Here is a 19433-nt window from a genome sequence, read left to right on the forward strand (position 1 = left end):
CGTCTCGCCCCCGCTAGCACCCTATTCCGGGCGGTGGCGTGCACTTTTTGAGGTGGTGTGCGCCTCCGCTACGGTATAGTTGATTGAGTTATAGTACAGTGCGCGGGGCGTTTCGCCGTGTCCGTGCAGAGGTTTTGACTAAGGGAGATACGAATGTCGGGTCACTCTAAATGGGCGACTACTAAGCACAAGAAGGCCGCTATCGACGCTAAGCGCGCGAAGGCTTTCGCGAAGTTCATTAAGGCAATTGAAGTTGCAGCACGTATGGGCGGCGCTGATATTGCTGGTAACCCCGCTCTTGACCTTGCTGTGTCGAAGGCGAAGAAGAACTCCGTTCCTAACGACAACATTGACCGCGCAATCAAGCGTGGCGCTGGCCTGACCGGTGAGACCATTGACTACACCGAAATCATGTACGAAGCACGCGGCCCGCAGGGTACCGCTCTGTACATTGAGTGTCTGACCGATAACCGTAACCGTGCAGCGTCTGAGGTTCGCCTGGCTGTGACCCGTAACGGCGGCACCATGGCTGACCAGGGTTCGGTTGCGTTCCTGTTCGAGCGTAAGGGCGTTGCAGAGGTTACCAAGACTGACGGTCTGACCGAGGACGACGTTCTGATGGCTGTCCTGGATGCAGGCGCTGAAGAGGTTCTGGACGAGGGCGACGTGTTCACCGTTGTCTCCGCAGCAACCGACCTGCCCGAGATCCGTAAGGCTCTGGACGAGGCAGGTCTGCAGTACAACAACGATGACCCGGTCTTCCGCCCGACCATGCAGGTTGACCTGGACGCTGACGGCGCTAAGAAGTTCCTGAAGCTGGCAGACGCTATTGAAGAGCTCGACGACGTTCAGAACGTCTACTCGAACGCTAACGTTTCTGCTGAGGTTATGGCAGAGCTGGAAGCTGAGTAATCACAGCTGAGTAATCACTCGGATTCTGGTATCTGATGCTTGAAGAAGCCGCTCCTTTGACCGAGCCGCCGTAGGGTGGCTGGTTGGGGGAGTGGCTTCTTAGCGTCTGGGGCTGTTGTGTTTGAGAGCGGGTGCGGTGGCCGTGCTTGCGGTGACCGCACTCGTGGCGTGCCCCGGTGCCGGGTGCTAGGATTCTGGAGGGCTGGAATCTAGAGATTCTCTAGGGAATTTGTCGAAAGGGGAGATGATGGCTGCCGCTCAACCTGCCGCACGCGATAGCATGCGTGAGAACCGTACCGCCGCCGCTGTGGAGCGCGTGCCGGGTGCCACCCGCATCATGGGTGTTGACCCGGGCCTGACCCGTTGTGGCTTCTCCATGCTCGATATGACCGCTGATCGTAAGGCGCACTTCGTGAACGTGGGTGTTGCCGGTACGATCCCGGCGGAATCCCTGGACCAGCGTATTCTCTGGATTTTCAACGCCGCCTCCCACTGGCTCGACACCTACAAGCCGGATGCCCTGGCGATTGAGCGCATCTTCGCGCAGGAGCAGGTGAACACGGTGATTGGTACGGCGCACGCTTCGGGCGCGGTGATTTCTGCGGCGGCAATGCGCGGCGTGCCGGTGTTCTTTCATACCCCGTCGGAGGTGAAGGCGGCGGTAACCGGTAGCGGTCGCGCGGATAAGGCTTCGGTGGGTCGTATGGTGACCCGTATTTTGGGTCTGGATTCCATGCCGAAGCCCGCCGATGCTGCCGATGCCTTGGCGATTGCAATCTGTCACGGTTGGCGTGGCGGCGGCATCGGTTCGGGTATCAATATGGCGGCTCAGACGCAGACTCACCAGGGTTCACGCCCGGCGCAGGCTCGTCGCGGCGGGTCGTTGACTCCGGCGCAGCGTGCCTGGATGGAGGCGGAGGCGCGCGCTCGCCGCTAACGGGTGGGGCGTGTGTGAGTCTTCTGAGCGCTCGCAGGTATTCGCTAAGAAGTTCGAATATATGCTTGATTTCAGAAGAAATATTCTAATATACTTGTAGTGTCTCCCCGTCGAACTGGGGGAGTGCGTTCTGTGGGTGCCGGAGTGCCCGGTGCCCTCACACTGCCGCGAGCCCTAATCCTGGGCGCGGTGTTGAAAGGTGGAGAGAAATGATTGCATCCCTGACCGGTCGTGTGGCTCAGGTGGGCCTTGATCACGCGGTGATTAACGTGAACGGTTTCGGCATGCTCGTGTACGCGACCGCGCGTACTCTCTCTAAGCTGCGCACCGGTGAGGAAGCTACCGTGCTGACTACCATGATTGTGCGTGAAGAGTCGATGACTCTCTACGGTTTTTCGGAGCCTGCCGAGCGTGAAGTGTTTGACATGATGCTCTCGGTTTCCGGTATTGGTCCGCGTATTGCGCTGGCGGTGTTGAGTGTTCACACTGCCGCTGAGGTGGAGCGCGCCGTGGCGACCGGTGACGATAAGGCGTTCACGAAGGTCCCCGGTATTGGCCCGAAGGGTGCCCGCCGTATTGTGCTGGAGCTTGCCGGCAAGCTGATTCTCAGCGATGGCCAGACCGATGAGCTGCCGCTGAGCCAGGGTATTGTCTGGAAGCCGCAGGTGCTTGACGCCCTCACCTCCCTGGGCTGGAGTGAGAAGGACGCTTCCGCCGCCATTGATGCCTACGTGAAGCACAACCCTGCCGCAGAGACCGAGCCGGTGGGTGTGGCTCTGCGCGGTGTGCTCGCCTCCTTGGGTACTCAGAACACGGTGGGCCGCCACTAGACGGCGCGCCCCTGTCAGACGTATCCCACTCAAACTTTTGTGAAAGAAGAATTCTATGAGCCAGAATCCCTATGAGCCGCAGCTCTCTGGCGGGTATTTTCCCGGTCAGGTGCCCGGCACTCAGGCGTCTTCAGCTCCCGCCCAGCGCCTGGTGGCGATGGAAGAAGAGCCCGAAGAGAAGATGATTGAGGCGGCACTACGCCCTAAGTCCCTGGACGACTTTGTGGGTCAGCGCCGTGTGCGTCAGCAGCTGTCCCTGGTGTTGGAGGCTTCGAAGATGCGTGGCCGTAGCGCCGACCATGTGCTGCTCTCGGGCCCTCCCGGTCTGGGTAAGACCACTCTCGCGATGATTATTGCGGCTGAGATGGAGGCGCCGCTGCGCATCACCTCGGGCCCTGCGATTCAGCATTCGGGTGATTTGGCGGCGATTCTGTCTTCGCTGACTCCCGGTGAGGTGCTGTTCCTGGATGAGATTCACCGCATGAGCCGCCCGGCTGAGGAAATGCTCTACATGGCGATGGAAGATTTCCGTGTGGACATTGTGGTCGGTAAGGGTGCGGGTGCGACCTCCATTCCGCTGGAGCTGCCGCAGTTCACCCTGGTGGGTGCGACGACCCGTGCGGGCCTGCTACCGGGTCCTCTGCGTGACCGTTTTGGTTTTACCGGCCACCTGGAGTTCTACTCGGTGGAGGAGCTGGAGCTGGTGCTTCGCCGTAGTGCGGGTCTGATGGATATGCAGATTACCTCCGAGGGTTTCACCGAGATTGCCGGTCGTTCCCGCGGCACGCCCCGTATTGCGAACCGTCTGCTGCGCCGTGTGCGTGACTGGGCGCTGGTGAACGGCGTGGACCGTATCAACGCGACCGACGCCGCAACCGCCCTGGACATGTACGAGGTGGATTCGCGCGGCCTGGACCGCCTGGACCGTGCCGTGCTGGAGGCACTGATTCACAAGTTCGGCGGCGGCCCGGTGGGTCTGTCCACCCTCGCCATTGCGGTGGGTGAAGAGACGGAGACCGTGGAGACGGTGGCTGAGCCGTACCTGGTGCGTGAGGGCCTGATTGGTCGTACTCCGCGCGGTCGTGTGGCTCTGCCCGCGGCGTGGGAGCACCTCGGCCTGGAGGCGCCGGAAATTCAGCTCTAGACCCGTGCTAGACCGTGCCGGTCAGAGAGTCCGGCTGACGACGCATCCGGTCAAAGCATCCGGGTAGGGTGCGTGAATAAGACAACGCATCCGGCCAACGCATCCGGTTAAGACATACAGTAAGTAGCCCGTGGGAGGTATTCGCCTCCCGCGGGCTTTTGTGTTGCTCTCTGCGCTTCCCTGTGGCTTTTCTGCAGGCGCGGCAGCTCTTTTGCGGGTTCCAACGGGCTCTGCCGCGCTTCATCAGCGACATAAAATTACGCCGAGAGAGTCCAAAACTCAGGTTAACCTCACAAAAACGCTGGTTCGGGGCGCTAAAGCCCATGCTCTCGCGTAGGATGGATACGTACTGTATCTACGATTCCACACCTTCTGGTACGCTCAACCCTCGCGGTGAGCGGCACGGGTGCGGATGTGAAAGTGAGACCATGGATTTTAACCTCCTGATTATGATTGCCATGATGGCGCTGCTGGCTTGGATGATGTTCTCCGCCCAGAAGCGTCAGCGTAAGCAGATGGAGGAACTGCGCGCAATGCAGCAGTCTCTCGTCCCCGGCACCCAGGTGATGACCGGTTCGGGTATCTACGGCACCGTCGTCAGCACCGACCTCGATAACAACAAGCTGCAGCTTCAGATTGCGGACGGTGTTGTTATCACCCTGGCACTGAACGCGATTATGGCCATTATTGAGGAGGAAGCCCCCGCAGCACCCCTGACCGAGGACGTGTACGAGGCTCCCGCATCCGAAGCTCCCGCTTCCGAGACCTCTTCTGATACTGCTAAGTAATTCAGAGCGTATGAGCCCGGCGCCCAGTGAGCGGCGTCGGGTTTTCGCGTTACGGAATCTGTAGAACACTCAATACTATTCACACGAAGAAGGAACATTATGGCTAAGCGTTCACCGCTTGCAGCCGCGCGAGGGGCGCTCCTCTCGATGGTCCTGCTCATGGTTGTTATGGCTGCCGGTATTTTCGGTAGCACCTACTCGGGTGGTTCGTGGGCACCGAAGCTCGCCCTGGACCTTTCGGGTGGTACTCAGATGATTCTTTCTCCGAAGGTTAATGGCTCTTCGGATGAGAACGTCACCCAGGAGCAGTTGAACCAGGCGGTTGAGATTATTCGTCAGCGCGTTGATGGTGCCGGCGTGTCGGAGGCGGAGGTTACCACCTCCTTCGGCTCGGGTAATAACGTGGTTGTTTCGGTTCCCGGAACGATTAGCGCTGAGACTCGTCAGCTGATTCAGGCGTCTGCAAATATGACGTTCCGCCCGGTGCTGGTCTCTGGGGCCGGTACTGCGGTGGCTGAGGATGCCCGCACTGCGGACGATAAGCTACCGAAGCCGTCTGCGGAGCCGACTGATGGTTCGGACCGCAACTGGATTACTGCGGACCTGTACAAGCAGTACGAGGCGAAGGACTGCACCGCGGCACGTAACGAGGATGCGGATAGCGCCGACCCGACTAAGCCGATGGTGGCGTGTTCCACTGACGGTCATGAGAAGTACATTCTGGGCCCGGTTGAGCTGAACGGTAGCGATATTTCTACCGCAAGCCACTCGCAGGAGACGACCGGTCAGGGCGTGACTACGGGCCGTTGGGCTGTGAACATTCAGTTCAACGATGAGGCTCGTGAGAAGTTCCAGAACATTACTTCTCGCCTGAACGCGATTCGTGCACAGAACGCAAATGATCCGCGTGCCCGCTTCGCGATTCTGCTGGACGGCAAGGTGCTGTCTTCCCCGGTGTCGCAGGCTGTGATTTCTGACGGTAAGCCGCAGATTACCGGTAACTTCACCGAGCAGGAGGCGAAGGCTCTCGCCGATCAGCTCAAGTACGGTGCCCTGCCGATTAGCTTCACAATCCAGTCGGAGCAGCAGATTTCTGCGACCCTGGGTTCGGAGCAGCTGCGTGTGGGTCTGCTGACCGGCCTGATTGGTCTGCTGCTGGTGTTCGTGTACTCGCTGTTCCAGTACCGTCTGTTGGGCTTTGTCACGATGATGTCGCTGGTTGTGGCTGGCATCATCTCGTATGAGGCGATTGTGCTGCTGGGTTGGGCGTTGAACTACCGCCTGTCCCTGGCTGGTGTGGCGGGTCTGATTGTGGCGATTGGTGCTACGGCTGACTCGTTCATCGTCTACTTCGAGCGTATCCGTGATGAAATCCGTGCGGGCCGCACGATCCCGTCGGCGGTGAACCACGGTTGGCAGCGTGCATCCCGCACTATCCTGGCGTCGAAGGCTGTGAACCTGCTGGCTGCTGTGGTGCTGTACGTGGTGTCGGTCGGTTCGGTGAAGGGCTTCGCGTTCACCCTTGGTTTGACTGCGATTGCTGACCTTGTGGTCGTGTACCTGTTCACCCACCCGATGCTGACTCTGCTGGCGAATACCCGCTACTTCGGTGAGGGTCACCGCCACTCGGGCTTGTCGCCTGAGTCGCTGGGCGCTACGCCGCTGTACCGTGGTGCCGGTCGCCTCCGCAGCCCGGAGGAGAAGCAGCTGAGCATTGCTGAGCGTCGCCGTGCAGAGCGTGCTGCCGCTGAGGCTGACGAGTCTGCTTCTGATGAGAAGAAGGAGAGCTAAGCATGGCTACCGATGTGAAACCTAATGCTTTTGCCCGCTTCGGTAATGACCTGCATTCGGGTGCCCGCTCGTACCCCTTCGTGGGTAAGCGCCGCCTGTGGCTGCTGCTTGCGGCTGTGCTGATGGCGGTTTCGGTTCTGATTCCGGCTGTTGGTGGCGGCTTCAACCTGGGTATTGATTTCCGTGGCGGTTCGGAGTTCGTGGTCTCGAAGACTGCGCACGTTGATACTGCTACGGGTGAGCGCATTATTCACGAGAAGGCGAAGGACGCTTCGGATGTTCGCGTGACCAATATTGCGCCGGGTACGATTCGTGCCCAGATGAGTAAGCTCAGCGATGATGAGACTCTGCAGGTGAAGGCGGCTCTGCAGGAGGCGTACGGCGTCTCTGAGAATGATGTGACCTCCTCGTTCGTGGGCCCGACCTGGGGCGCGGATGTGACCCGTCAGGCGTTCTGGGGTCTGGTCGCGTTTGTGGTGCTGGCGCTGATTGGTATGGCGTTCTATTTCCGTACCTGGAAGATGTCGCTGGCGTCTATTGCGGGCCTGTTCTTCACCGTGGTGGTGACGGTTGGCCTGTACGCCGCGTTCGGCTTCGAGATTACCCCGAGTGCAATTATTGGTTTCTTGACGATTCTGAGCTACTCGCTGTATGACTCGGTGGTGGTGTTCGATAAGATCCGTGAGAACACCGAGGATGTGCTGGAACGCCGCGACACGACCTTTGCCGAGCAGATTAACCTGGCGGTGAACCAGACCCTGGTCCGTTCGATTAACACCGCTATTGTGGGTGTTCTGCCGGTGGGCGCGATCCTGTTCATTGGTGCGTTCATCCTGGGTGCGGGTACTCTGCAGGACCTGTCCCTGTCGCTATTCGTGGGTATTCTGGTGGGCATGTTCGGTACGCTGTTCGTGTCTGCGCCGCTGTATGCTTCGCTGCGTTTGGGCGAGCCCCAGATTCGTGAGCACACCGCGAAGGTGGAGAGCGGCAGCTTCAAGGACGCTGAGGATGCTGACGATGCTGAGGGTGATTCTTCGGAGGAGCCCGCCGAGGCTGAGAAGGCTGAGGAATCTGCTGACAAGGCGACCGAGGACGAGAAGGCAACCGAGAAGCCCGCTAAGAAGCCTGCACGTGCAACCATTGAGATTCACCGCGTGAACCTGAACGGTTAGCCAGCGTTCCGCCAGCGCTATTGGCGTTGCTAACGATAGGGGAGTCGATACCGAAAGGTGTCGGCTCCCCTTTAGTGTGCCTGAACCTTTAGCGTGCCCAAAATATTTCCCGCACAACGCGCTCGGGCGTGTTAAAACGTCGCATAGTTTGGCGCGTTCCAGACCGCTGGGTAGGATAAGAAGTGAAGATACTGTGCGCTCGCGTTTGAGCCTGCTGATGGCTGGTTTGGCCGGTATAGCCCTCAACGATGAGGAACCTGAGTGTGCGGCTGATTATCTTGAGTCCGAAGGAGCCTGGAATGAGTGCAGAACCTGCCGTGAACACCAACGCTGAGAACCCTGCAGGGACCGCCGAGAAGCCTGCGGTTCGGCCCGCTGGCCCGATTCCTCTGCCTGAAACTGATTCGTCTGATGCGAAGAAGAAGCGCGGCTCGCACCGTGTCATGGCTGCTGGCGGACGTGTGCCGAACCGCCTGGTCTTCGGTAGCCGCAGCAGCAAGATGGAGGCCTCCGATTCGCACGGCGGCACCATCCGTTTCTCCCCGATGATCGCGCCGGTCGTACGTGCCGTGCGCCGCTACCACCCGGATGAGGACATCCAGGTGCTGCAGCGCGCCTACGAGGTGGCGAACCGCTGCCACGAGGGTCAGAAGCGTAAGAGTGGCGACCCGTACATCACCCACCCTGTCGCTGTGACCGCGATTCTTGCGGAGATGGGTGCGACCGGTCCCGTGCTCGCCGCCGGTCTGCTGCACGACACGGTGGAAGACACCGACTACACGATGGAGCAGCTCACCGAAGAGTTCGGTGAGGAGGTCGCTTACCTGGTTGACGGCGTGACCAAGCTGGACAAGATGACCTACGGCGAGAACGCCTCCATTGAGACGATCCGCAAGCTCGTGCTGTCCATGAGCAAGGACATCCGCGTGCTGCTCATCAAGCTTGCCGACCGCCTGCACAACGCCCGCACCTGGCGTTTTGTGCCGCAGGCTTCTGCCGCGAAGAAGGCAGAAGAGACCCTGAAGATTTACGCGCCGCTCGCGCACCGCCTGGGCCTGAACACGATCAAGTGGGAGCTGGAGGACCTGTCCTTCGCCGCCATGAGCCCGGAGATTTACGCCGAGATGGTGCGCATGGTCGGCGAACGCACCCCCGCGCTCGAAAAGTTCCTGAACGAGGCGCGCACCAAGATTACGGACCGCCTGAAAGAGGTGGGCATCGACGCGACCGTGACGGGCCGCCCGAAGCACTACTATTCGATTCATCAGAAGATGAAGACGAAGGGCCGCAGCTTCGACGAGATTAATGACATCCTCGCCGTGCGCATCATGGTTGAGGAAGAGGCGGAATGCTACACCGTGCTCGGCCACGTGCTGTCTCTGTGGCCGTCGATGACTGGCCGTTTCAAGGACTACATTAAGAACCCGAAGAACAACAACTACCAGTCGCTGCACCTGACCGTGTACGGTCCGGGCAACCTGCCGCTTGAGATTCAGATCCGCACCTACAAGATGCACGAAGAGGCTGAGTATGGCGTGGCGGCGCACTGGCGCTACAAGGCGGCATCGCGCGGCGAGAAGGTCGCGGCTCGTGGCGGCGCGCCCGCGAAGGACCCGAAGGAGCCGGGCACCCAGACTTCGGCGATGATGAACGTTGGCATCCTGCAGTCTATTGCCGAGATTTCGAACTCCAACCCGGAGTCGGAGAAGTTCTACGAGTCGCTCGCTGACACCCTCGACACCGACGAAATCGTGGTCCTCACCCCCAACGGTGAGGCAATCGCCCTGCCCAACGGTTCCACCCCCGTGGACTTCGCCTACGCCATCCACAGTGAGGTCGGCGACCGCACGGTCGGTGCGAAGGTCAACGGCCGCCTCGTGCCGCTGCACACGGTCCTGCCCACCGGCGCCACCGTGGAAATTATGACCACGAAGAACGAAGACGCCGGACCCAGCGAGGACTGGCTGAAGTTCGTTCGCTCCTCACGCGCTCGCACGAAGATCCGCCAGTACTTCGCGAAGGAACGCCGCCTGGAGGCGCTACTCGCCGGCCGCGAAATGCTCACCAAGAGCATGCGTAACAGTGAGCTGCCGCTGCAGAAGATGATGAGCCCGGAGATCATGACTCAGGTGGCTCAGCTGCTGCACAAGAATGATGTGGCGTCGCTGTACCGTGCGATTGGTGAGCACGAGATCGCGCCGAAGCAGGTCATTGACACCCTCGTTGAGGTGCACCGCGGCGACGAGCCGGCACCCGAGGTTGAGGTCAGCGACTTTGACGAGACGCTGCTGAAGTCGACCCGCAAGGCGATTGGCGATAACGGCGTGATTGTGCCCGGTGCTGAGGGTGTGCTGACGAAGATTGCGCGCTGCTGCACCCCGGTCCCGCCGGATGACATTATCGGCATTGTGACCCGCTACAACGGTATTTCGGTGCACCGCCGTGACTGCCCGAACATGCGTAACGCTGACGAGGAGCCGCGCGTGACTACGGTCGAGTGGGCATCTTCGCCGACCGCTACGTACCGTGTGCAGATTCAGGTGGAGGCGCTGGACCGTAAGGGCCTGCTGAGCGACCTGATCCGTGCGATTTCTGAGTCGGGTGTGAACATTCTGGATGCGCGCGTGCACACTTCGGAGGATCGTACCGTGGTGGACCGCTTCGCCCTGGAGCTGGGTGACCGCTTCATGCTGGAGCACGTGCTGAACGTGGTCCGTAACGTGACGGGCGTGTACAAGGCGTACCGCCTGACCGGCGCGAAGCCCTCGGAAGCGTAGTTTTTCATACGCCGAGAAGCCACATGTGTTTCGAAAAGCCACTTCTTTGGTGGCTTTTCGAAACACATGTGGCTTTTCGCCGTTTATTGACCTGTATATTAGCCCTTGTGCTGTGCCCGGTACGCTGCGGGGCTGGTCCCGGTCCAGAGCGTAAAAGCGCGCACGAAGCTGCCGGCTTCGGCATAGCCGAGCATGAACGCGATGGTGTCCATGTCCATGTCGCTGGTGGTCAGGTACTGATGGGCGAGGAGCTGACGCACGTGGTTCAGCTGCTTGCGGAAGGTGGTTCCCTCCTCAGAGAGCTGACGCTGCAGCGTGCGGCTGCTGGTCGCGAGTTTGCGCGCCACGTCTTCGATGGTGTTCTCCCCGGCGGGGAGCAGCTCCACGAGGGCGGCACGCACACGGGCCGAAACGGAGTCGTCGACCTCCAGCTGGGAGAGGCGGCGGCGTAGCTCCGGCTCAAAGTAGGACCACATGGCCTCGTTATGGCTAATAAAAGGCGCCTGCAGGTCCTCGGCAGTGAACGTGACCGCGTTGATGCCGGTCACCGCCACCGGTACACCAACGAGCTCGGTGAGGGCATCGCTGACGGGGTGCGCCGCCTCCACCTGTAGGGGAGTGATGTGCCGCTTGGTCGCCGAACGCATCACGTGCAGGATGAACGCGATTTCCCCCTCCGCCACGAAGGCGGGCAGCTGAGTGCCGGGCTCTTCACCCTCGATGTGGAGGGTCGCCTCCGGCCCCAGGGTTTCGAGGCGGTAGCGGACCGGCCCGATGAGGGGCTTGAGCTTGGCGAGCCGCTCGATGCATGCCGCGCCGTTGGGAGAGCAGTACGCCGCGAAGATGGGCGGGCTGAACTGCTCAATACCGTCGGCGGTGGCGAGGGTGACAGCAAAACCCTCCGCGGGAGCCAGCTCGCCGACGGCGTCCAGGAGCCGCAGATATTCTACGCCGGTGAGCACAGGCTCGGCGCGGCTCAAGAGGTCCTCGGGTAGCTGCGCCAGGCGGAGTGCCTCGCCAGCATCAATACCGGTGGTGGTGAGGAGCTGGGGGAGCTGCGTATCCAGCAGGTAGTTTTTCATGCTGCTTACTTCTTGGCGCTACCGGAAACCTGCTGGTTGTACACGAAGTCCAGCATCGCCTTACGCGGCATCACCGGCGCCATAGAAACCATGGGCTTCTGCCACGCCACCAGACCGGACACCACGTTGAGTTCACCCTTCAGCATGCCCTCGTAGCCTTCCTCAGCAACCTTGTCCGGGGAGACCGCGTTAGCGAACAGCTTAGTGTCATCCAGGCCGCCGGCAGCCACGAAACCGGTTGCCATAGCGCCGGGCATCAGGCAGGAGACGGTCACGCCGGTACCCTGAAGCTCACGCCACAGGGCGTTGGACCAGCTGGTCACGTACGCCTTAGTAGCGTAGTAGACGGCCTGCAGAGGGCCAGGCATGGTCGCCGCAGTGGAGGAAACATTCAGGACCTTACCGGAGCCGCGCTCAATCATGTCAGGCAGGAACAGCTTCAGCAGGCGGGTGGGGGCCTCAATGTTCACCTTAATCATGGACAGGTCCTGCTCCATGGTGCGCTCGCGGGCGAAGTCGCCCTGGCCGCCGAAGCCTGCGTTGTTGATGAAGTAGTCGGGCAGCAGGCCGAGCTTCTTACATTCGTCGTAGATGAACTGTGCGGACTCTTCGGCGGAAAGGTCGGCGGCGATGGTGTATGCGGTGACCTTGTATTCTGCCTCGACCTGCGCCTTCTGCTCGTCGAGCTTTGCCTGGCTGCGGCCGACGAGGATCAGGTCGCCGCCCTTGGAGGCGTGGATCTTGACGAATTCGGTGCCGAGGCCGCCGTAAGAACCGGTGATGAGTGCGAGTGCCATGGGGTTTCTCCTTGTGTGGAAGGGGTGGTTTGTGTGGGCTGTTGTGCCCTTGTGGTTACTACTGTACGCGGCATAAAACGCCAGCGTCACGACAATTTGCGCCACGCAGATGCAAAACGCGCCAACCTCCGCGGGGCTTTCTGCAGGGCGGGGACCCTTCGATAGGTTAGTGTCTTCACTGCGGGTTAAAGACCCACGGCGAAGACACTAACCTATCGAAAAGCCGCTAACCCGTCGGGTAATCTGCATCGGCGCTGATTTCGGTCATAGGTTAGCGACTTCTGTCGTAGTTAAAAACCATGGCAGAAGTCCGTAACCTATGACCGAATTTTCCACGCGGCAGGGGAGCGGGAGGGTGGTGGAGGCCCAGCGATGACGAACGGGCGCGTACGGGGTCGGGGGAACCCGTATACTGAAAGGGTTCGCGCCGCCGGGTATGAATTGGCTTGTGGAAGCTGCAAACGCCCCCACCGAGTAAGGCGTCTAGACCGGCACTGGCGCATGTGTACTACCGGGACCGCACGGGTCCCGAATATTTGACGTTTCTTCGACTGTAGAAACGATAACTAATGAGAGGTTGACCGCCCCTATGACGACGCAGTCTACGGATTCTTCCGCTACTACTGACGAGCACCGTAACCGCAACGCTGAGCGTGCGCAGCTGCACTCTACGATTTGGCGTATTGCGAATGACCTGCGTGGTTCGGTAGATGGCTGGGACTTTAAGCAGTACGTGCTGGGCATGCTTTTCTACCGTTACCTCTCTGAGAGCCAGGTGCGCTTTGTGGAGAAGAAGTACGGTCTGGATCAGGCGTTTGAGCAGATTCCTGATGAGGCTTTTGATGATGATACCCGCCGCATGCTGGTGGAGGAGCGCGGCTTCCTGCTGCTGCCTTCGCAGCTGTTCTCTGTGGTGCACGCGAAGGCTCGTCAGGACCAGAACCTGAATGAGACCCTGGCGAACGTGTTCAAGGCGTTTGAGGAGTCGGCGCGCGGTACCGAGTCTGAGAATAACGTGAAGGGCCTCTTCGACGACTTCGTACTGGATTCGAACAAGCTGGGTGTGAGCCCGGCGGCTCGTCACGAGAACCTGCTCAAGCTCATGGACGCCGTGGCAGACATGAACCTCAGTGATAGCTATGAGGATAGCGAGAATGACGCTTTCGGCGACGCCTATGAGTACTTGATGGGTATGTACGCGGCGAACGCGGGTAAGAGCGGCGGCGAGTACTACACTCCGCAGGAGGTTTCGGAGCTGCTGGCGAAGATTGCTATGGATGGCCGTGACGCCGAGCAGATTCGTACCGTGTATGACCCGGCGTGTGGTTCGGGCTCGCTGCTGTTGAAGTTTAAGCGTGAGTTGGGTAAGAACTCGGACGGCCTGCGTTTTGTGGGTCAGGAGATTAACCTGACGACCTATAACCTGTGCCGCATGAACATGATGCTGCACGGTGTGCCGGTGGATGATTTCAGCATTGCGCACGGTGATACTCTGATTGACCCGAAGCACCGTGGTGGTGCGGGCGGCGATTTTGAGGAGCCGTTTGGTGCGATTGTGTCTAACCCTCCGTATTCGACGAAGTGGAAGGGTGATGATGACCCGACCCTGATTCACGATGACCGTTACGCCCCGGCGGCGGTTTTGGCGCCTAAGTCGAAGGCTGACCTGGCGTTTACGATGCACATGCTGGCGTCGCTGGATGAGGCTGGTACGGCTGCGATTGTTGAGTTTCCCGGTGTGCTGTACCGCGGCGGTGCGGAGCGTAAGATTCGCGAGTATCTGCTGAAGCAGAACGTGGTGGATGCCGTGATTCAGCTGCCCGCCAACCTGTTCTACGGTACGAGCATTGCGACCTGTATTTTGGTGTTGAAGAAGGGCCGCCGTAAGGACCATTCGGTGCTGTTCGTGGATGCTTCGCAGCTGTTTGATAAGGGCACGAACCAGAATATTCTGGGTAAGGCGCACCGTGAGAAGATTCTGGAGGTGCTGACGGCTCGTGAGGAGCGTGAGCATTTCTCGGCGCTGGTTCCGGTGGAGAAGCTGCTGGAGCAGGAGGCAAACCTGGCGGTGTCGAGCTGGGTTGAGCCGGAGGATACCCGTGAGCGTGTGGATATTGTTGAGCTGAATTCTCGTATTGAGGGTATTGTGGCTCGTCAGGCTCAGTTGCGCGTGGAGATTGACGCTATTGTGGCGCGTCTGGAAGGCGGCGAGTAATCGTGGCCGAGGTGACGAACTATATTGACCGCCTGGTGGCTGAGCTCTGCCCGGACGGGGTGGAATACCGCCCGCTGGAATCTCTGGGAAAGCGTAATAAGGGGACTGCGATTACGGCCTCTAAGATGCGGTCTCTTGAGCCTGGCAATAAAGACCTGAGAATCTTTGCTGCTGGATCTACATTTGTTGATACTGATTCTTCAAATATTCCGGCAAAGGATATTCTGCATGGCCCGGCGATTATTGTTAAATCTAGAGGTTATATCGGCTTCGAGTATTATGAGAAGTCGTTTACTCACAAAAATGAAATGTGGTCTTATACCTTAGATAGCAATATCGTTAATCAGAAGTTTATTTACTATTACCTTCTGACCCAAGCGTATTACCTGCAGGAACTTGCCCGGAGTAAATCAGTGAAGCTTCCCCAGCTTGCTGTGAAAGATACGGATTCACTCGAGGTCCCTGTTCCACCGCTGGAGATTCAGGAAGCGATTGTTGAAATTCTCGACAAATTCACGAACCTGGAAGCGGAGCTGGAAGCGGAGCTGGAAGCGCGTACTCTGCAATACGAGTACTACCGTGACTCGCTCTTCGAAGCCCTTGACTGCCCTCGCGCTACCCTGGGCGAACTAGGTAAGTTCTACGGCGGACTTAAGGGAAAGACCAAGAATGATTTCGGCTCTTCTGGTGCGCGCTACATTTCCTATAAGAATGTATATGAAAACATTTCAGTCGATTTCACCTGGCCTGACTTCGTGCAGGTAAAAGAAGGAGAGAATCAGCTTTCCCTAATGAAGGGTGACATTCTTCTGACTGGATCATCTGAAAATATGGAAGAATCAGGTCTTTCATCTGTCGTTACGAAGGAACCTGGGGAGAAAGCATATTTGAACAGTTTCTCAATCTGCTATCGCCTCAACGATCCGAGCATTCTTAACCCCGAGTTTTCTAAATATCTTTTTAGGAGCCGTCTAGCTCGTAAACAGATTATTCGAACTGCTCAAGGAGTTACGAGGTTCAACGTCTCCAAGAAGAAGCTGGCTAATGTGTCTATTCCTCTCCCCAGCTTGGAAGAGCAGCAGCGCATTGTCGATATTCTCGACCGCTTCGACGCCCTAACCGCCAGCCTCTCCGAGGGTCTACCCGCAGAGCTCGCGGCGCGTCGCAGCCAATACGAGTACTACCGCGACCAGCTACTTTCTTTCCCCCGCAAGGGCGAAAACCAGTAGACACTTGCGTATCAAACTGCGCATCATGCGTGAACCCCGTGCAGGGGCGGCACCCGCCACCCCTGCACGGGCCCCACACCTCAACCACACTCAACAACCAACACTCAACTAGCCGGGCCCACCAACCCAGAGCCCGCTAACTCTGAGCCCAACCATCCACACACTCAACCCCCTACGCAAAGGAGCACCCCGTGGAAACCGTACCCAACCACCCCCGCCCCGCCGAAGGACGCACCGAAAGCATCCTCAGCTCAGAAGACTTCACCGTCATCGCCGAGATCGCTAAAGCGAAGGGCTATAACGAATGGGAAGCCCAGCGCAAGCAGAAGGAAGACTACCAGAGCGAAGCGCAGCTCGAAGCCGAACTCATCGAAACCCTCAAAACCCAGGGCTACGACTACCTGCCGCGCCTCACCGACGAAGCCGCACTCATCCGCAACCTGCGCGAACAGCTCGAACGCCTCAACACCCGCCCCGAAGAAGGTGCATACGGCCCCAACAGCGGCTTCCACTTCACCGACGAAGAATTCAACCGCCTGCTCACCGAACACATCGCCCGCTCCAACGACGGCATCCTCGAGAAGGCCAAGCTCATCCAGGAAGAACGCTTCATCGACTTCCGCCTCGAAGACGGCACCCTGCGCAACATCATGCTCATCGACGCCGCCTACCCCGCCCGCAACCGCATGCAGGTCATCAACCAGTACCGCGTACCCGCCCCCAATGGCAAGGTACTCAATCGCTACGACGTGACCATCCTCGTCAACGGTCTGCCCCTCGTGCACATCGAACTCAAGAAGCGTGACGTCGGAATCCACCCTGCCTTTCAGCAGATTGAACGCTACCAGAGCGAAGGCTTCCAGCAGGACCAGCACCGCCTCTTCGAATACGCCCAGATCTTCGTCATCAGCAACGGCTTCGAAACCAAGTACTACTCCAACACCGTGCGCCACAAGCACGTCGAAGACCAGCAGAAGGCTAGCCGCAAGGAAGCCTCCGGCGGCTCCGCAGGTAAGAGCTTCGAATTCACCAGCTACTGGGCAGATACCAAGAACAACCGTATCGACGACCTGACGCTTTTCGCGCGTACCTTCCTCACCCGCCACACCCTGGCGAACATCCTGACCCGCTACTGCATCTTCACCGTAGGCCAGGACCTGCTCGTCATGCGCCCCTACCAGATTGCGGCAACCGAGAAAATCATTAAGCGCGTCGAAATCGCCAACAACAACTCTAAGCTCCTGGGTACCAAAGAATCTGGCGGCTACATCTGGCACACCACCGGCAGCGGCAAAACCCTCACCAGCTTCAAAACCGCACGCCGCCTGGCAGAAACCGGGCTCGTCGACAAGGTTCTCTTCGTCGTGGACCGCAAGGACCTCGACTACCAGACCATGCTCGAATACAACAACTTCCAGGCAGACTCCGTCAGCTCCACCGGCAGCACCCGCGAACTCAGCAACCGCCTCGCCGACCGTGGAACCAACATCGTAGTCACCACCATCCACAAGCTCTCTAACCTCATTACCTCTGAACGTAAGCACTCCGTCTACGACCAGCGCGTAGCCATCATCTTTGACGAATGCCACCGCTCCCAGTTCGGCCGTATGAACCGCTCCATCAAGGAACGCTTCAGGAACTACAGCATGTTCGGCTTCACCGGCACCCCCATCTTCGACAAGAACTCCGCAGGTGGCCCCGGCACCACCACCGCCGAAGTCTTCGGTGACTGCCTGCACTCCTACACCGTTGTCGACGCCATCCGCGACAAGAACGTGCTGAAATTCCACCTGGAATACACCAACACCAGCCCCACCTTTGCGGAGCTCGAAGAAAGCGCCTACGCCGAGGAAATTGCGGCTGAACGTGCCGAGACCCCCGACACGAAGGAACTTGAAAAGCTCGCAAAGAGTAAGGAGGTGCTCGAGAGCCCCGAACGTATCGAAGCCATCGCAACCTATATCCTGGACAACTACGACCGCAAAACCAACCAGAGCGCAGGAACCAGCTACGACATCAAGAAGACCCGCACCATCAACGGCGTCACCGAACACTACGTAGAGCGCGTGCGCGGCTTCAACTCGATCCTGGCAACCTCCTCCATTGACGCCGCCTGCACCTACTACGACGCCCTCAACACCCTGCAAGAAGAACGCATCGCAGATGGCACCCTGCGCCCTGAACAGAAGCTCAAGGTCGCCATCATCTACTCACAGGGCAACGGTGGACAGCTCATCGACACCTTCGGCGAAGAAGAAAACTTCACCTTTGCCACCGAAGACACCGGCAACCGCATGGACGGCTTCCTCGAAGACTACAACACCATGTTCGGCACCAACTTCAGCACCGACGGCGACTCCTTCGACAACTACTACAAGGACGTCTCCCGCCGCATGAAGGTACGCGAACTGGACCTGCTCATCGTGGTGAACATGTTCCTGACCGGCTTCGACTCCAAGACCGTCAACACCCTCTGGGTAGACAAGAACCTGAAGATGCACGGCCTGGTGCAGGCGTACAGCCGCACCAACCGAATCCTCAACTCACGTAAGCCCTCCGGCAACATCGTGTGCTTCCGCGACCTCGAACAGGCCACCAAGGACGCATTTGCCCTCTTCGGTGACACAGAAAACAGCGGCAGTGAGTCAGCTCTGACTGTTGCCTTCACCCGCCCCTACAAGGAAGTCTTCGAAGAATACAGCAAGGCAGTTAACGAGCTGCGCGAGAAGTTCCCCATGGACGAGGGCGGTTCGATTGCTGTTGATACTCTCGAGGAGAAGGCCGAATACGTCAAGTGTATGAATGATGTGTTCGAGCTGCAGCAGGAACTGCGTGTACACGACGAGTTCATCCGCGATGGCGGCAACGAACTCATCAGCGACTACGACATGCAGGGCTACACGGGTGTCTACAACGACATCCGCGAAGAAGCCCGCGAACTGCAGCGCGCCCAAGAAGAAGATGGCTACGAACCCGAAGACGAAGCAAGCCACGTACTCGGTCAGCTTCTTTTCGAGACGGAATTCCTCAAGCAGCAGGAAGTCGGTGTCCGCTACATTCTCGACCTAGTCGCCGAAGCCCGCAAGGCACGCCATGGGAAGGCGGCAGGGGAGAACACCACCGCCGAAGGTACCGCAGATGACCTGGAGAAGTTCCGCGACCGCGTGCGCCGCGCTGTACGTAACGACACCGACCTGCGAGAAAGCAGCGACATCATTGAGGACTACTTCGATGCATACCTGAACGAGCCCGAAGACCACGACGTGCAGGAACACTTCCACCACTACGTGACCAACCGCCGTGCCCGCGAGGAAGACACCATCGTGCAGGACGAAGAGTTGGACTCCGCAGAGACCCAGCGCGTCGTCAACCGTGCACTCAAGGAAAACCGCCGTACCATCCCCAACAAGATTAGCCGCCTGACCAAGCGCAAGATTCCGCTCTTCGGCGGTAAGCTCGGCGGCGCGAAGACCGAGGACGCCGCGACCAAGGCGAAGCGTGTGAAGCAGAAGCTGGAGAAGCACATCGTCCGCTTCATGCCGTTCCTTGGCGGAGAATAACCCGCGGTGACGTGCTGTAACCGGCGGGTATTCGCCCAGAGGTAATCCACCCAGAAGCCACATGTGTTTCGAAAAGCCACTTCTTTCGTGGCTTCTCGAAACACATGTGGCTTCTCGCCGTTTATGGGGGAGGGCGGGGGTCCTTCGATAGAGATCGGAAGAGCACACGTCTGAACTCCAGTCACCTGAAGCTATCTCG

General features: G+C 59.0%; 13 protein-coding genes. 11 read left to right on the forward strand and 2 right to left on the reverse strand.

Features of this window, described 5'->3' with window-relative positions; translation table 11 throughout:
• Positions 1-153 precede the first annotated feature (153 nt).
• The 8 genes from QZ540_RS05670 (at position 154) to QZ540_RS05705 (ending at position 10351) form a co-directional block, all read left to right on the forward strand.
• Positions 154-912 (forward strand): YebC/PmpR family DNA-binding transcriptional regulator, encoded by a 759-nt coding sequence (locus QZ540_RS05670; RefSeq protein WP_049327244.1) that lies wholly within the window; start codon positions 154-156, stop codon positions 910-912.
• A 280-nt stretch (positions 913-1192) separates the two neighbouring features.
• Positions 1193-1849 carry a crossover junction endodeoxyribonuclease RuvC gene (gene ruvC / locus QZ540_RS05675; protein ID WP_049362705.1) on the forward strand — a complete coding sequence of 219 codons (657 nt, stop codon included), beginning with the start codon at positions 1193-1195 and terminating at the stop codon, positions 1847-1849.
• A gap of 209 nt (positions 1850-2058) precedes the next feature.
• Positions 2059-2679, forward strand: a complete 621-nt coding sequence (ruvA, locus tag QZ540_RS05680) for a Holliday junction branch migration protein RuvA (RefSeq protein ID WP_070847803.1) — start codon at positions 2059-2061, stop codon at positions 2677-2679.
• Positions 2680-2836: 157 nt separating this feature from the next.
• The gene (gene ruvB / locus QZ540_RS05685; protein WP_172855776.1) at positions 2837-3823 is read left to right on the forward strand and encodes a Holliday junction branch migration DNA helicase RuvB; all 987 of its coding nucleotides are present in this window, start codon (positions 2837-2839) and stop codon (positions 3821-3823) included.
• 428 nt (positions 3824-4251) lie between these two features.
• Positions 4252-4611 carry a preprotein translocase subunit YajC gene (yajC, locus tag QZ540_RS05690; protein WP_294628344.1) on the forward strand — a complete coding sequence of 120 codons (360 nt, stop codon included), beginning with the start codon at positions 4252-4254 and terminating at the stop codon, positions 4609-4611.
• Positions 4612-4710: 99 nt separating this feature from the next.
• The gene (gene secD, locus QZ540_RS05695) at positions 4711-6402 is read left to right on the forward strand and encodes a protein translocase subunit SecD (RefSeq protein ID WP_294628345.1); all 1692 of its coding nucleotides are present in this window, start codon (positions 4711-4713) and stop codon (positions 6400-6402) included.
• 2 nt (positions 6403-6404) lie between these two features.
• Positions 6405-7574, forward strand: a complete 1170-nt coding sequence (gene secF / locus QZ540_RS05700) for a protein translocase subunit SecF (RefSeq protein WP_294628347.1) — start codon at positions 6405-6407, stop codon at positions 7572-7574.
• A gap of 299 nt (positions 7575-7873) precedes the next feature.
• On the forward strand, positions 7874-10351 hold the full coding sequence (locus QZ540_RS05705) for a bifunctional (p)ppGpp synthetase/guanosine-3',5'-bis(diphosphate) 3'-pyrophosphohydrolase (protein WP_070676522.1): 2478 nt from the start codon (positions 7874-7876) through the stop codon (positions 10349-10351).
• Positions 10352-10449: 98 nt separating this feature from the next.
• Here the strand turns inward: QZ540_RS05705 and QZ540_RS05710 are convergent, their stop codons facing one another.
• Both QZ540_RS05710 and QZ540_RS05715 read right to left on the reverse strand, forming a co-directional pair.
• On the reverse strand, positions 10450-11433 hold the full coding sequence (locus QZ540_RS05710) for an AraC family transcriptional regulator (RefSeq protein WP_294628350.1): 984 nt from the start codon (positions 11431-11433) through the stop codon (positions 10450-10452).
• Positions 11434-11438: 5 nt separating this feature from the next.
• On the reverse strand, positions 11439-12230 hold the full coding sequence (locus QZ540_RS05715; RefSeq protein ID WP_294628352.1) for an SDR family oxidoreductase: 792 nt from the start codon (positions 12228-12230) through the stop codon (positions 11439-11441).
• A 589-nt stretch (positions 12231-12819) separates the two neighbouring features.
• Here QZ540_RS05715 and QZ540_RS05720 point away from each other — a divergent pair.
• From QZ540_RS05720 to QZ540_RS05730, 3 genes are all read left to right on the forward strand, one after another.
• Positions 12820-14445, forward strand: a complete 1626-nt coding sequence (locus QZ540_RS05720) for a type I restriction-modification system subunit M (RefSeq protein WP_294628354.1) — start codon at positions 12820-12822, stop codon at positions 14443-14445.
• A 2-nt stretch (positions 14446-14447) separates the two neighbouring features.
• The gene (locus QZ540_RS05725) at positions 14448-15674 is read left to right on the forward strand and encodes a restriction endonuclease subunit S (RefSeq protein WP_294628356.1); all 1227 of its coding nucleotides are present in this window, start codon (positions 14448-14450) and stop codon (positions 15672-15674) included.
• Positions 15675-15865: 191 nt separating this feature from the next.
• Positions 15866-19234, forward strand: coding sequence for a type I restriction endonuclease subunit R (locus QZ540_RS05730; protein WP_294628359.1), 3369 nt, complete (start codon positions 15866-15868; stop codon positions 19232-19234).
• The last annotated feature ends 199 nt before the right edge of the window (positions 19235-19433 follow it).

The sequence above is a fragment of the uncultured Rothia sp. genome (assembly GCF_916049665.1).
In the GTDB taxonomy this organism is placed as follows: domain Bacteria; phylum Actinomycetota; class Actinomycetes; order Actinomycetales; family Micrococcaceae; genus Rothia.

Excerpts from the sequence above, each read along its gene's own strand:
- ruvB (WP_172855776.1), top strand. The coding sequence starts at position 2,837 with ATGGAAGAAGAGCCCGAAGAGAAGATGATTGAGGCGGCACTACGCCCT.
- secF (WP_294628347.1), top strand. The coding sequence starts at position 6,405 with ATGGCTACCGATGTGAAACCTAATGCTTTTGCCCGCTTCGGTAATGAC.
- QZ540_RS05720 (WP_294628354.1), top strand. The coding sequence starts at position 12,820 with ATGACGACGCAGTCTACGGATTCTTCCGCTACTACTGACGAGCACCGT.
- QZ540_RS05670 (WP_049327244.1), top strand. The coding sequence starts at position 154 with ATGTCGGGTCACTCTAAATGGGCGACTACTAAGCACAAGAAGGCCGCT.
- ruvC (WP_049362705.1), top strand. The coding sequence starts at position 1,193 with ATGCGTGAGAACCGTACCGCCGCCGCTGTGGAGCGCGTGCCGGGTGCC.
- secD (WP_294628345.1), top strand. The coding sequence starts at position 4,711 with ATGGCTAAGCGTTCACCGCTTGCAGCCGCGCGAGGGGCGCTCCTCTCG.
- QZ540_RS05715 (WP_294628352.1), bottom strand. The coding sequence starts at position 12,230 with ATGGCACTCGCACTCATCACCGGTTCTTACGGCGGCCTCGGCACCGAA.
- ruvA (WP_070847803.1), top strand. The coding sequence starts at position 2,059 with ATGATTGCATCCCTGACCGGTCGTGTGGCTCAGGTGGGCCTTGATCAC.
- QZ540_RS05705 (WP_070676522.1), top strand. The coding sequence starts at position 7,874 with ATGAGTGCAGAACCTGCCGTGAACACCAACGCTGAGAACCCTGCAGGG.
- QZ540_RS05710 (WP_294628350.1), bottom strand. The coding sequence starts at position 11,433 with ATGAAAAACTACCTGCTGGATACGCAGCTCCCCCAGCTCCTCACCACC.
- yajC (WP_294628344.1), top strand. The coding sequence starts at position 4,252 with ATGGATTTTAACCTCCTGATTATGATTGCCATGATGGCGCTGCTGGCT.